The 13736-nt window shown below is 62.9% G+C and carries 13 protein-coding genes; 6 read left to right on the top strand and 7 right to left on the bottom strand.

What is annotated here, in order from left to right:
- Nucleotides 1-50: 50 nt before the first annotated feature.
- A complete protein-coding gene (gene rraA, locus DKW65_RS07705) occupies nt 51-533 on the top strand; it encodes a ribonuclease E activity regulator RraA (RefSeq protein ID WP_111656699.1) in 483 nt (160 codons plus the stop codon).
- 82 nt (nt 534-615) lie between these two features.
- Here rraA and DKW65_RS07700 read toward each other — a convergent pair whose 3' ends face one another.
- A complete protein-coding gene (locus DKW65_RS07700) occupies nt 616-1596 on the bottom strand; it encodes a malate dehydrogenase (RefSeq protein WP_111656698.1) in 981 nt (326 codons plus the stop codon).
- Nucleotides 1597-1845: 249 nt separating this feature from the next.
- Between DKW65_RS07700 and DKW65_RS07695 the strand changes: the two genes are divergently transcribed.
- Nucleotides 1846-3012 (top strand): geranylgeranyl reductase family protein, encoded by a 1167-nt coding sequence (locus DKW65_RS07695; RefSeq protein ID WP_245932428.1) that lies wholly within the window; start codon nt 1846-1848, stop codon nt 3010-3012.
- Here DKW65_RS07695 and DKW65_RS07690 read toward each other — a convergent pair.
- Complete coding sequence (locus DKW65_RS07690; protein ID WP_111656697.1) at nt 2945-3979, bottom strand: AraC family transcriptional regulator; 1035 nt, start codon at nt 3977-3979, stop codon at nt 2945-2947. The genes DKW65_RS07695 and DKW65_RS07690 overlap by 68 nt on opposite strands.
- Nucleotides 3980-4076: 97 nt before the next feature.
- Nucleotides 4077-4442, bottom strand: a complete 366-nt coding sequence (locus DKW65_RS07685; RefSeq protein ID WP_111656696.1) for a phasin family protein — start codon at nt 4440-4442, stop codon at nt 4077-4079.
- Nucleotides 4443-4601: 159 nt separating this feature from the next.
- Here DKW65_RS07685 and DKW65_RS07680 point away from each other — a divergent pair, with 159 nt between their 5' ends.
- The 4 genes from DKW65_RS07680 (at nt 4602) to DKW65_RS07665 (ending at nt 8879) form a co-directional block, all read left to right on the top strand.
- Nucleotides 4602-6161, top strand: a complete 1560-nt coding sequence (locus DKW65_RS07680; protein WP_111656695.1) for a carboxylesterase/lipase family protein — start codon at nt 4602-4604, stop codon at nt 6159-6161.
- Between the two features lie 48 nt (nt 6162-6209).
- Nucleotides 6210-6524, top strand: coding sequence for a BolA family protein (locus tag DKW65_RS07675; RefSeq protein ID WP_111657572.1), 315 nt, complete (start codon nt 6210-6212; stop codon nt 6522-6524).
- Nucleotides 6525-6579: 55 nt separating this feature from the next.
- A complete protein-coding gene (gene trhO, locus DKW65_RS07670) occupies nt 6580-7506 on the top strand; it encodes an oxygen-dependent tRNA uridine(34) hydroxylase TrhO (protein ID WP_111656694.1) in 927 nt (308 codons plus the stop codon).
- A gap of 68 nt (nt 7507-7574) precedes the next feature.
- A complete protein-coding gene (locus DKW65_RS07665) occupies nt 7575-8879 on the top strand; it encodes a nitrate regulatory protein (protein WP_111656693.1) in 1305 nt (434 codons plus the stop codon).
- Between the two features lie 4 nt (nt 8880-8883).
- Here DKW65_RS07665 and DKW65_RS07660 read toward each other — a convergent pair whose 3' ends face one another.
- The 4 genes from DKW65_RS07660 to DKW65_RS07645 form a co-directional block, all read right to left on the bottom strand.
- Nucleotides 8884-10239, bottom strand: a complete 1356-nt coding sequence (locus tag DKW65_RS07660) for an oxygenase MpaB family protein (protein WP_111656692.1) — start codon at nt 10237-10239, stop codon at nt 8884-8886.
- Nucleotides 10240-10333: 94 nt separating this feature from the next.
- Nucleotides 10334-11191, bottom strand: coding sequence for an ABC transporter ATP-binding protein (locus tag DKW65_RS07655; protein WP_111656691.1), 858 nt, complete (start codon nt 11189-11191; stop codon nt 10334-10336).
- Complete coding sequence (ntrB, locus tag DKW65_RS07650; protein WP_111656690.1) at nt 11191-12051, bottom strand: nitrate ABC transporter permease; 861 nt, start codon at nt 12049-12051, stop codon at nt 11191-11193. The genes DKW65_RS07655 and ntrB overlap by 1 nt, the downstream gene beginning before the upstream one ends.
- Before the next feature lie 23 nt (nt 12052-12074).
- The gene (locus DKW65_RS07645) at nt 12075-13409 is read right to left on the bottom strand and encodes a CmpA/NrtA family ABC transporter substrate-binding protein (RefSeq protein WP_111656689.1); all 1335 of its coding nucleotides are present in this window, start codon (nt 13407-13409) and stop codon (nt 12075-12077) included.
- Between the last annotated feature and the right edge of the window lie 327 nt (nt 13410-13736).

Here is a 13736-nt window from a genome sequence, read left to right as displayed (position 1 = left end):
ATGCATGCCGTGATGCATTGAACCCTTCATGTGTGAGTCAGGAGTATCCCGTGACGTTTGTAACCTGTGATCTGTGTGATGATCATGCCGAAAAAGTGTCGGTGGTTACCGGCCTGAACTGGCGCCACTTCGGTGGCCGCAATGCCTTCGCCGGCGAAATCCAGACCGTGAAATGTTTCGAAGACAACAGCCGTATCAAGGAACACCTGGCCACCCCCGGCACTGGCAAGGTACTGGTCGTGGATGGCGGCGGCTCGCTGCGCAACGCCCTGATCGGCGACATGATCGCCGAGAATGCCGTGGAAAACGGCTGGGAAGGGGTGATTATTTACGGCGCCTGCCGCGATGTGGATGCTCTGGCCACGCTGGATATCGGCGTCATGACGCTGGGCTGTGTACCCATCAAGAGCGTGCGGCGGGGTGAAGGCCAATTGAATATTCCGGTCTGCTTCGGCGGCGTCACCTTCGAGCCGGGGCAGTTTGTCTATGCCGACAATAACGGCATCATTACCTCACCGCAGGCACTGGCCTGAACATATCGCCCGGGGTCTCTGGCCCCGGCATAAAAAAAGCGGGGCCAATGGCCCCGCTTTTTCATACTGCCTGAAAAGATGATTACGGCAGCAGATGCTTCACAGCATCACGTTCTTCAGCCAGCTCTTTCTCGGTCGCCAGCATACGCTCGCGGGAGAAATCGTTGACGTCCAGGCCCTGGACGATAGCCCAGTCGCCGTTCTTGCAGGTGCAGGGGAAGGAGTAGATCAGGCCTTCCTCGATGCCGTAGGAGCCATCGCTGTAGATACCCATGGAGACCCAGTCGCCCTCAGCGGTGCCCAGCGCCCAGGAGCGCATGTGGTCCACGGCAGAACTGGCCGCGGAGGCAGCGGAGGACGCACCGCGGGCCTTGATGATGGCGGCGCCACGCTGCTGCACGTCCGGGATGTAGCTGCCGGTGTACCAGTCCTGCTCGACCAGATCGATGGCGGTCTTGCCGTTGACTTCGGCGTGGTGCAGATCCGGATACTGGGTCGAGGAGTGGTTGCCCCAGATGGTCATCTTCTTGATGTCGTTCACGGTGGTGCCGGTCTTCTGGGCCAGTTGCGCCATGGCGCGGTTGTGGTCCAGACGGGTCATGGCGGTGAACTGACGCGGGTTGATGTCCGGCGCGTTGCGCTGGGCAATCAGGGCGTTGGTGTTGGCCGGGTTGCCGACCACCAGCACCTTGATGTCACGGCTGGCGACGGCATTGATGGCCTTGCCCTGGGTCGAGAAGATGGCGGCGTTGGCTTCCAGCAGGTCCTTGCGCTCCATGCCCGGGCCACGCGGACGCGCGCCCACCAGCAGGGCATATTGGGCGTCCTTGAAGGCGACCATCGGATCGTCGGTCTGCACGATGCCGGCCAGCAGCGGGAAGGCGCAGTCATCCAGTTCCATGGCCACGCCTTTCAGCGCTTCCAGGGCCGGGGTGATCTCCAGCAGTTGCAGGATAACGGGTTGATCCTTGCCGAGCATGTCGCCGGAGGCAATGCGGAACAGCAGGGAATAGCTGATCTGGCCTGCGGCGCCGGTGACCGCGACGCGTACGGGTGCTTTCATGAACAGTCTCCTAGATAGATGAGTCTTCCGGCGACATCCGGCCTTGTGAGCTGGACGGCGATGACCCGGTGAGGGGGCGCATTATAGTCGAGTCGCGCGCGCATGGCACGGGGCAGGGGCCTGTGCCGGGGTTGGACTTTCGGCGGGGAATGCCGTGCAGGCCATGCGCCGCCTTGTCGCGGTCATGGACCTCGGCGCCGAGGCCACGCACACTGCGGTTTTCGTGCCTTGTGGACTCAGGATGATGCCATGCCTGCTGTGTTGGATGCGGACGTACTGATTGTCGGTGCCGGGCCTGCGGGCGTGGCGGCGGGGCTGGATCTGGTGCGCGGTGGCCTGTCGGTGCTGATGCTGGATCGCCCCGACGGCAGCGCCAGCAAGCCCTGCGCCGGCGGGGTCACGATCAAGGCGCTGCAGCGTTTTCGTATTGATATTACGCCGGTGGTTCGTGAAACCGTCTGTGCGATCGACATGAGCCATGCCGGTCGCTGGCCGGATCGTTTCAGCGCAGCCTCCACGGTTTGCCTGATGACCCATCGGCCGGAACTGGATCAATGGCATCGGGAGGCGGCGGTGGCAGCGGGCGTGCAAGCGGCCACGCTGCACGGGTTGGCGCGGGTGGCGCAGCATGGCGACGGAGTGAGCGTCACCGGCAAGGACGGCCAGGTGTTCCGGGGCCGCTGGCTGATCGCGGCTGATGGCGCGCATTCGCCGGTGCGGCGGATGCTGCTCGGGCAACCCCGGGGCGTCGCGGCGGTGGCCATCGAGGGATTGCTGGACCGTGCGCAGTGCGGGGCCGAATGGCCGGGCATGCAGCTGGATTTTGCCGATCAGCCGGGGGGATACGGCTGGCTCTTTCCCAAAGGCGATCACGTCAACGTCGGGCTTTACAGCCGCAACGGGCAGCGCCACGGTGTCAGCCGCGAGCGTTTGCTGGACTATGCCCGGCGGCGTCTGGGCAGTGACGCACTCACCGGTATCCAGGGCTACCCGATTCCGGTCAACGGCGATCAGCGCCGCATCACTGCCGGGCGGGTGTTGTTTGCGGGGGATGCCGCCGGTATGGCCGAGGCTTTGCTGGGCGAGGGGATTTACGGGGCCTTGCTGAGTGGACAAATGGCGGCGGCGGCCCTGCTCGGGGCCCCGCAGGGGGTGCCGGAGGTTGCCGCCCGGTATCAGGCGCTGATGAGCAGCTGGCGTCGTGAACTGCGGGTAACGCGCCATCTGGCCCGGGCCTTCTATCGCACCTTGCCGGGCGGATACGCGTTATTGCGGCTGGGCCTGCATCGGCCTTTGATGCAGGGGTTTGCGGCGGGCCTGACGCTGGTGCAGAGCAAACGGGCCTGGCTCAGCCCCGGTGCTGCTGACGATAGGCCACCGGGGTACAGGCAAACCAGCGGCGGAAGGCCCGATTGAAGGCACTCTGTTCGGAGTAGCCCAGGTCGGCGGCGATCTGGCTGACGGGTCGGTCGCTGTTGATCAGCCAGTCGGTGGCCAGCGCCTTGCGCTCGTCATCCAGCAGGGTAGTGAAGTCGGCTTCCTCGGCGCGCAACCGGCGGCGCAGGGTCCAGGGTTTCACGTTCATGGCCTCGGCCACGCTTTCCAGTTGCGGGGTGCCGTCCAGCAGTTGCCGCTGGATCTCGGCACGCACCTGGTCCAGCAGGTTGTCGCGGGCCATGAACTGGGTCATCGCCTGATGCACCCGCTGGCGCATGATGCGGTGCACTTCCGGGTCGGCGTCGCGAATCGGCAGATCCAGCAGGCGCTTGTCCAGAATCACGGCGTTGTGTGGCGCGTTGAAATGCACCGGGCAGCGGAAGATGCGCTGGTATTCGCTCAGGTCTTCGGGGGCGGCATGCTGGAAGTGCACGGACTCCGGATTCTCACTGGTGCCGGTAATCCAGCGGCCGAAGGTCACCGCCCCGGCGCACAGGGCTTCGACCCGATGGTGATTATCCGGCTGATCCGGCAGGATCGCCTCCCACATCAGGATCAGCCGGTTGTCTTCACGTTCAACATCCAGGGTCATCAACTCGTTGGTCACGCGCTGGAAGGGGATGGTGAGCTCCAGCGCCTGACGCAGGTTGGCGCTGGACATGGTGGCGTAGCCGAGTTCCCCCATGAAGCGGGGGCGGATCATTTCGCCCATGTGCAAGCCGAAGCAGGGGTCGGCGGTGCGGCTCACGGCCGCCTGCAACAGGGCCTGTTCGGTGCGCAGGGCCACACGGGCGTGGGGCTGCTCCAGTTGCTCTTCGGTGATGCCCAGGCGCAGCAGGTCGCCACTGAGATCGCAGCCCAGGTGCAGCGCGGCATCCAGCAGGTATTCGATCCAGTAAGACGCCACCGTGAGGGTGCCGGGGCGGATGTTGTTCGGATTATTCATGCAATGCAGCCCGAGGAGTCAGACCGCATAGTCAACGGAAGCGCTGTAGATGTGTCAATAGCATGACCCCGGCCGTGGCCGGGGTCATGCACCGACATCAGGCGTCGGCAGTGGCTTTTTCGATCTTGCGGACCTTGCGGGTCAGGCTGTTGAGCTTCTTGTTCAGGGCGTCAACGTCGTCGCGGGTCGGCAGGCCGAGCAGTTCGGCGGTGCGCTGGCGCAGGGTGTCCAGGGTGCTTTCCGCGCTGGCTTTCTGAGCCTTGACCTTGCCTTGTACCTTGCTCTGCGCCTTGGCGCGCTCTTTTTGCAGCGCCTCGCCAGCTTTCACCAGCTCCTGGAACAGGTCATTACCACGCTGCTCGGCGCGGCTGACGGCGCCACGCAGGGCCTTGATGGCCTTGTCGCGGGCGGCAGTGAGTTCTTCACGGGCCTGGTCAAGGCTTTCCTTGTTCAACTGGGGCATTATCAAGCTCCTTTGCAGATACTGGATGTCAGGTTAAGGTCCCCGGCAGCAGGTCCTGTGGCTCCATGAGGACAGCGGCAAGTGTAGGCAGTCATTCCTGACACTTTTGTTTCTGCTGTCCGACAATTAAACAGGTGTCAGGAATTTTCAGGAGAAGGTATGAGGCAGGTGGACATCAGCAGCGGTCAGGTCAGTGGGCTGGCCCGTGAAGGCTGCACCGAGTATCGCGGTATTCCCTATGCGGCTCCGGCCACTGGCGCGGCACGCTTTCGTGGTCCGCAGCCGGTGCAGCCCTGGCAGGGCGTGCGTGCGGCAGACCGCTTTGCCGTGGCCACCTGGCAGGAAAAGAACCCGCTGATGGGCGTCGACGAGATCGGTGACGATTGTCTGGCAGTCAATCTGTGGGTGCCGGAAGGTGACGGCCCGTTCCCGGTCATGGTCTGGTTTCATGGCGGCGGCTATCTGGCTGGGTCGCCATCGCAACTGCTGTATAACGGCGAGCAACTGGCCCGCTCACAGCAGGTGATTGTGGTGAATGCCGCCTACCGTCTGGGGGCCTGGGGGTTCGGCTGGTTCGCGGATATCGCGCCGTCCCTGGAGGCGGAAAGCAATCTCGGGCTGCGCGACCAGATCGCGGCGCTGGAATGGGTGCGCATCAATATCGCTGCCTTTGGCGGCGACCCGGAGAAGGTGACGATATTCGGCGAATCGGCGGGCGCGTTCAGTGTGGCGACGCTGCTGGCAGCGCCCGAGGCGGCGTCGCTGTTTCAGCGCGCGATCCTGCAATCCGGCGCTGGCGATATGGTGTTGGCGCCGGATGACGCCAGTCTGGTGGCCGAGCGTCTGGTGGCCGGTCTGCCGGGCAACGGCAGTGCCGCTGACAAGCTGCGCCATGCCACCGCGAAGGATGTGGTGCGTGCCCAGCGGGAGGCCGTGAAGTGTGTGGTACGGCGCGGCCTGCGAGAGAGCACGCCGCAGTTTGGTATGACCTTCTTGCCGGTTATTGATGCCGGGCTTTTGCCGTACCGTCCGGTGGACGCCATCGCAGCGGGCAGTGCGCGCGACAAGCAGATAATGGCCGGCACCTGCCGGGATGAATGGCATCTGTTCCAGTATGCGCCGCCCTTCAATGGCGGTGTCGGTATGGAGCGGTTGCGGGAACTGGATGGGGCTGAAATCCGCCGTCGATTCGAGCGCGCCTTGCCCGGGCGTGGCGAACAGGCCTTTGAGCTGTATCGGGCTCATGTGGCCCCCCACCCGCAACGTTGCGATCTGGATATCTTCAGCGCCATGGAGTCGGACCGGTTGTTCCGCGTACCCACCCGCCGTCTGCTCGATGCGCAGGTGGCTGCGGGCGGTGCGGCCTGGGGCTTCGAGTTTACCTGGGAAACCACGGCGTTCGGGTTGCCGCTGGGGGCCTGCCATGTCTCGGATGTGCCGTTCGTGTTCGGCATCACCGACACGCCGGTGGGCCAGCTGTTCACCGGAGGCGGGGCTGAGGCGGCCGCGTTGAGTGGGCGGGTGCAACAGGCCTGGGGTGATTTCGCCCGCAGCGGCCAGCCGGGCTGGGCAGACTGGGCACGGCGTGCCGAGGCGCAGCACTTTGGTCGTGAGGCCGGGGAGCGACAGGCTGGTCAGGGGCCGCTGATCGATGCGCCCCTGGAGGCCTTCTGGGCAGAGGTGATAGAGGTGCCGGGTCAGCGGGACGATGCAGCCTGAAGGCAACCGGCGTATCATGGCGCCCCGCATCAGCAAGAGTGGATGATCATGTCAGTCGCTGCATTGATCGAGCGCAAGGTTCGAGATGGCCTGGCCGTGGCACACTTGTCACTGGAAAATGAAAGCCACCTGCACAGTGGTCCGGCTGCGGAATCCCATTTTCGTCTGGTGGTGGTATCGCCGGATTTCGAGGGGTTGTCGCTGGTGCGACGTCATCAGCGCATTTATGCGCTGGTCAGCGAAGAAATGGCGGGGCCGGTGCATGCGCTGGCCCTGCACACCCTCACCCCGGAGGAATGGACGGCGCGCGGTGGGGAAACGGCGGCCTCGCCCCAGTGCCGTGGGGGCAGCAAGGCCGGTTGATCCGTTTGCTACAGAGCATATTGTCAGATTAGAGAAGGTCAGGTTACCGAACGCCATGTCACAGATCGTTGTCGCTGCACTCTACAAGTTTGTTCGTCTGCCGCATTTCGAGGCGTTGCAACAGCCGTTGCTCGCGGAAATGAAACGCCTGGAGGTGCGCGGCACCCTGTTGCTGGCGGTGGAGGGCATCAACGGTACCGTCTCCGGGTCGCGTGAAGGCGTGGATGCTCTGCTGGACTGGCTGGCGCAGGAGCCGGCGCTGACGCAGATCGAACACAAGGAAAGCTACACCGATGCGCACCCGTTCCTGCGCACCAAGGTCAAGCTCAAGCGCGAAATCGTGACCATGGGGGTGGAAGGCATTGACCCGCGCCATGTGGTGGGTACCTACGTGCAGCCGAAGGACTGGAACGCGCTGATCAGCGATCCCGAGGTGCTGTTGATCGATACGCGTAACGACTACGAAGTGGCTGTGGGAACCTTCAAGGGCGCGGTGAATCCGGAAACCACCAGCTTCCGCGAATTCCCGGAATACGTGCGCACCCATCTGGACCCGGCAAAACACAAGAAGGTTGCCATGTTCTGCACCGGCGGCATTCGCTGTGAGAAATCCACGGCGTTTCTGAAAGAGCAGGGCTTTGATGAGGTTTACCACCTGCAGGGCGGTATCCTGAAATATCTGGAGGACGTGCCTGAAGACACGTCGCTGTGGCAGGGCGAATGCTTCGTGTTTGACGAACGCGTCACCGTGGACCACCGCCTGCGCCCGGGCAGTTTCGATCAGTGCCATGCCTGTCGCCGTCCGATTTCCGCCGACGACAAGGCGTCTCCTCTCTACCAGCCGGGCGTGGCCTGCCCGCACTGCCATGACCAGTTGACCGACGAGCAGAAGGCGCGTTTTGCCGAGCGCCAGAAACAGATCGAACTGGCGCGGCAGCGGGGGCGTGCCCATCTGGGGCAGGACCCGCGCGCCGAATCCTGAGCCCCGGAGCGCTGCCAGGCTGCGTATGGCGTGATCCTTGCATTCACGCTCCCCAGGAGGGACTGCCCATGTCCGAAGCGGATAGCGCGCGCCCCTGCGCCACCGATTTTCTGATTGCATCCAAACAGTGCGAGATCGACGGTCTCGCGCACTTTCTGCGCATGGGGCAGCTGGTGGCGGCGATCAGCAACCTGGTCCATGCCCTGCAGCGCGAGCGCGGCGCGTCCAACGTGTTCCTGGGGTCTGATGGCGAGCGCTTTGCCCACCAGCTCCAGGCACTGAGCGCGGACGCCGATGGCGCCATGCAGGGCTTCTTTTCTGCACTGAAACAGGTCGGCACGCGCACCAGCGGAGTGCAGGGTGGTGCGCGTCTGTTCAGCCGCATCGCCCATGCTGTGCATGTGCTGGGTGATCTGTCGGCCATGCGCGCCCGGGTACGGGCATTGAAACTCGCACCCGAACAGGCCGTTCATCAATACAGCGAACTGGTGCGTGCCTTGCTGGCTGTGGTGTTCGAGGCTGCAGACAGCGCCATGGACCCGACCATCTCGGCGATGCTGGTGGCCATGTTCAACCTGATGCAGGGCAAGGAAACGGCCGGTCAGGAACGGGCGGTGGGTGCGGCCGGGTTCGCCCGGGGTGAATTCGATATCGAGCAGGCGCGGCGCATGCAGCACCTGATCGAGGCACAGGAGCGCTGTTTCGAAATCTTCACCGGCTTTGCCGACCCGGACAGCGTGGCGCTCTGGCAGGCGCTGCTGGCGGGCACCGACCAGGCGGAGGTCGAGCGTTTCCGGCGCATGGCCTGCACCGGGCTGTTGCCGTCGTCGCTGACAGCAGAACAGGCAGATCGCTGGTTCCAGGTGACCACAGAACGCATCGATGCCATGAAGCGGGTGGAAGACCATCTTGAGCAGCGCCTGCAAAGCCTGTGTGAAGAAAAACTGCATGAAGCCCGTGAGCGGCTGGCCCGCCATCAGTCACTGATCGAACAACTGCTGGATGCCGATGACGGGCAAGGGGAGTCTTTCATGGTGTTCTGTGCCACCGGCAGCAGTGCGGACGGGCAGGGTGAGACGCCGGAGCGGTATGACACCGAAGGCGTCAGCCCGCAACTGGGGCGGGCGATTATCGAGATGGTGCAGACCCAGGGGCAGCGTCTGCAGCGCATGCAGGATGAACTGAATGCGGCACGCGAAGCGCTGGAAGAGCGCAAGGTGCTGGAGCGTGCCAAGGCGTTGCTGATGAAACATCGCAAGCTGCAGGAAGACGAAGCCCATCGCCTGCTGCGGCAGATGGCCATGAACCAGGGCAAGCGTCTGATCGAAGTAGCGCGTGCCGTGGTGGCCATGGCCGATGTGCTGGGCAACTGACGCGTCAGGCGCTCTTTCTGGCGGGGGTCTCGCTGCTGCCGTGTTCGCGATACTGGCTGGCATCGGTGACATATTCCGCGTGGCCGTATTCCACCAGCATGCGATTGAGTTTGCGGATCAGGAACGCGTCGGCAATCTCGTTGGCAACGGGAACACGGCGCAGCAGGGCGTGGGCCTGCATCTGCGGCAGGATATACAGACTGCTGGCGGCAAACATGGCGTAATCGAACAGGCGCGGCTCGACGCCCATCAGACTCGCGCGTGATCGGGATTCGCCACGCAGGAAGGTGCGGGTGAAGAAAACCCGCGCAAAGCCCCGCTCGGCGGTGTTGAAGATACGACTGCGCAACGACTTGTCCCTGGGGCGGTAGGCGCCCATGGTGGCGCGCACCAGTTCGCCACAGGTGGCGTCGTCATAGCCGTCACGCAGGGTGCCGGAGTAGGTGATCATCACATCGAAAATGTCCTGCGGGTCGGCAGGCAGCAGATCCTCGGGCAGCCCCAGCAGATAACTCTGGTAGCGACACAGTTCCGCAACCGCACGGTCGGAGGGGCCGAATGCCTTCTTGCCCTTGCGCACGGTGTTGAAGGCGGCGAGAAACGCGGGAATGGTGCCCGCCGGCATCTGGTCCACCTGGGGAATGGGAATCCCGTAGACGCCCACGTCCCAGACTTTCGAGCGCTTGAGAATATTGAAGCGCACCATCGAGTGCATCAGCCGCACCATGGCGGCGGCCTTGAAGCCCTGGCCGTAGCGCTCCAGAGCGCCGGGCAGGGCGGCGGTGGTGAAGAAGCTGGCCGTTTCGTTGACCCGCTGGACCGCAGACTGGCCGGACAGCGCCCCGGTCAGCGCCATGGGCAGGCCGGAATACTTGTTCATGAAGGTGGCAATAAAGGCCCCGCGAATGGCAAAAGGGCTGAGGGTGGCCATCACGGTGCGGCTGATGCGCGCGCCCTGGCGAACCAGGTCCATATCCACCCAGTCGGGCACCTGTTCCATTTCGCGGATGAAATTCACCAGTTCCTGTGGCGCGTCCTCCACGTTCTCCACGCCTTCGTCGCAGGCCTGCTTGAGCATGTTGATCAGTTTGCGCATGCCGTACTGCGGTGCCAGCGCGGCATAGGCATCGGCCACATTGTCGCCGAGCAGCGTGTAGAGTCGGGCGCGTTCGACGCGTTCGCTGTCAGCCAGGATGCCGGCACGATAACGGCGCGCAAAATCAGCCGGCAGCAGTGAGGTATCCGCGATGTCGGCGGTAAAGCGTTCCGGCGTCATGGAGAAATCGATATCACCGTACAGTGACGGGATCAGGGTCTTCTGGTTTTCTACTTTCGCGCGCAGGGCGTCCAGTGACAGCATTGTAACCTCGGGGGCATGCGGAGAACTCATGCCCCGAGGATACGATAGAACCCATGAGTTCTGTCAATCGAACAGGGGTATATAGCGGAAGGATTTATGTTCCCGCTGCCTTGAAGGCGGCGCCGTCCGTGGCCTTGCGGCTGTTTCGATGGGCATCGATTTTCTCCAGTTTGCGCTGCTTTTCGTACAGGAATCGCAGCACTTCCTGCCTGTAATGGTTGTACCGGGGGTCATCGGCCAGGGCGATGCGGTCCCGCGGGCGCGGCAATTCGATGTTCAGTATCTCACCGATGGTTGCCGACGGGCCGTTGGTCATCATCACGATACGGTCCGACAGCAGCACCGCTTCATCCACGTCGTGGGTGATCATGAGTACGGTGTTGTGCAGCTCACCCTGAATGCGCATGACCTCATCCTGCAGGTGAGCGCGGGTCAGCGCGTCCAGCGCGCCGAAGGGTTCATCGAGCAGCAGCACCTTGGGCTGCATGGCCAGCGCCCGGGCGATGCCGACCCGCTGCTTCATACCCCCGGAGATTTCCGCCGGTCGCTTGTCCAGAGCATGCCCCATGTTCACCAGGGCCAGATTGTGCAAGATCCATTCGTGACGCTCGGCGCGGCTCATGGTCTTGCGGAACGTCTTGTTCACGGCCAGGGCGACGTTCTCGTAAACCGTCAGCCAGGGCAGCAGCGAATGGTTCTGGAACACCAGCGCGCGATCCGGTCCGGGTGCAGTGACTTCCGCGCCATCCAGAATCACCCCGCCGGAGGAGGCCGGCAGCAGTCCGGCGACGATATTCAGCACCGTGGACTTGCCGCAACCGGAATGGCCGATGATGGAGATGTATTCGCCCTTGTCGACCTTGAGGTTCACCTTGTCGAGCACGTGACTGCTGGTTTTGCCCTTGACGAAGGTCTTGTCGACATTCTCGATGGTCAGATAATGTGCGCTCATTATTTGCCTCCTTCTCCGCGTGTTACCCAGTTGCCTGCCAGCATTACCAGCCGGTCAAGCATGAAGCCGACGATGCCGACGTAAACCAGTGCCAGAACGATGTCGCTGATGAGCGAGGCGTTCCAGGCGTCCCAGATAAAGAAGCCGATACCGACACCACCGATGAGCATTTCGGCGGCGACAATCGCCAGCCAGGACAGGCCCACACCAATGCGCAGCCCGGAGAAGATGTAGGGTGCGGCCGCCGGTAACATGATCTTGCGGAAATATTCGTGGCCATTGAGACGCACCACGCGCGAGACGTTGCGGTAGTCCTCGGGAATATTCCGGATGCCGACCGAGGTATTGATGATGATCGGCCAGATGGCGGTAATGAAGATCACGAAGATGGCCGAGGGGTTGCTGTCCTGGAAACCGGCCAGGGAAATGGGCAGCCAGGCCAGGGGCGGTACGGTGCGCAGTACCTGGAAGATCGGATCAAGGCCGCGCATCGCCCAGGTAGACTGGCCGATCAGCACGCCCAGTCCGACACCGGCAAACACCGCCAGGGTATAGCCGTAGGCCACCCGTTCCAGCGAGGCCAGGATCTGCCAGGCCATGCCGACGTCGTTCCCGCCATAGTCATAGAAGGGGTTGACGATCAGGTCCCAGGTGTCTGTGACCACGGTACTGGGCGCGGGCAGCAGCGCACCTTCACCACGGCACAGCAGTTCCCAGATGACCAGCAGCGCGGTGGTGACCAGTACGGGTGGCAGGATGCGCTCCAGCAAAACATAGCGCAGGCGCGGCCAGACGTCGCTGGCCGCCGACATACGCGAGGCCAGGGAAGCCAGGGGAGAAACAGAAGCGTGAGTCGTCATGACAGCATCTCCGGTTCAGGGCCTCAGCGCATGCGCTTGATGGCCAGGGTGTCCAGGTAAGCAAGCGGGTTTTCAGGATCAAACACCTTGCCGTCAAAAAAAGTTTCCTTGCCGCGTGAGGTGCCTTCGGGGATCGCTGACTTGTCGATACCCAGTTCCGCCGCGGCGGCCCGCCAGAGGTCTTCGCGATTGACGCTGTCCACCAGGGCCTGCATATCCAGATCACGGGGCAGATAGCCCCAGCGGATGTTTTCTGTCAGGAACCAGAGGTCATGGCTCTTGAACGGGTAGGATGCCTGATCATTCCAGTAGCGCATGCGATGCGGACTGTTTTCCACCACACGACCGGTGCCATAGTCGAAGTGACCCTGCATGCGCTGGATGATGTCGTCATAGGGTGCGTTGATCCAGCGACGGCGTGAGCAGATGCGCGCCACTTCTTCGATGTTTTCCGGTTGCTCGCAGTACATCTGCGCTTCCATGACGGCCTTGATCAGTGCTTTCGTGGCATTGGGGTTCTGTTCGACATAATCGGCGCGCAGGCCGAGTGCTTTTTCCGGATGGTTGTGCCACAGCTCGCCGGTGGTGTTGGCGGTGTAGCCGATATTCTGGCGGATCAGCTGTTCGTTCCACGGTTCGCAGACACAGAAGGTATCCATGCTGCCGACGCGCATGTTGGCCACCATCTGTGCGGGTGGGACCACGATGGTGGAAATATCGCTGTTCGGATCAATGCCACCGGCAGCCAGCCAGTAACGAATCCACAGGTCATGGGTGCCGCCCGGAAAGGTCATGGCCGCGCGTACGGCATCGCCCCGGGCACGTTTGGCGGCCAGCGCGCTGGCGAACTCCGTGGTGTCCACGCCGACTTTCAGATCGGCGTACTCCCGGCCCACAGAAATGCACTGCCCGGCCAGGTTCAGTCGGGCCACAATATACATCGGGGTCGGCTGATTGTTGGCCGTCATGGCGCCGGTGGAAATAAGGTAGGGCATGGGCGTCAGGATATGCGCACCATCAATGCCGTTACGGCGCGACCCCAGCACCAGATTGTCCCGCGTGGTGCCCCAGGACGATTGTTTGAGCACCTCGACATCGGGCATGCCGTGCTTGGCAAAGAAACCTTTTTCCGCTGCGACAAAAAGCGGGGCAGCATCCGTCAGCGCAATAAAACCCAACTTGGCCGTGCGTGTTTCAGGCGTGCCGGCACTGGCCCGCGCCCGACCTGTCAGCAGCGGGGCAGCAAGCGTGGCGCCGCCGAGCGCTGCTGCCGATTGCTTGAGAAAATCCCGGCGTTGCTGGCCGCTGTGGCTTAGCGGTGACGCCTTGTCCTGTGCCTGGCCCGGTACCTTGCTCATGACGTATCCCTCTTTCCGTTCCCGAAAAAAAATCCAAAAAAAACGCCCACGCGTACCAGGCCGAAGCCGAAATACGTGTGGGCGCCATTGCCCGACAAATTGACCTGTGCAAACAGGACCCGCATTGATCCTGTTGCACACAGGGATAAAAGCAGGAAGTGTGCCAGCTTTACTGGAAGGCTCGGGTCAGACAGCGGTATGCGCAGGATAAGTAAATATTTATCAGTGACTTGTGAGGCTTACGACGCGTGAGCGAAAGGTCCGTTCCCTGGCTGGCAGGAGAGCAGGTGGCACCGGAGTTGCGTTATCCCGGTGCAACCATGCCCG

This window comes from Isoalcanivorax indicus, from assembly GCF_003259185.1.
Lineage (GTDB): Bacteria > Pseudomonadota > Gammaproteobacteria > Pseudomonadales > Alcanivoracaceae > Isoalcanivorax > Isoalcanivorax indicus.
The sequence above is the reverse complement of the archived record's forward strand: the minus strand, read 5'-3'. Positions and strand labels throughout refer to the sequence as shown.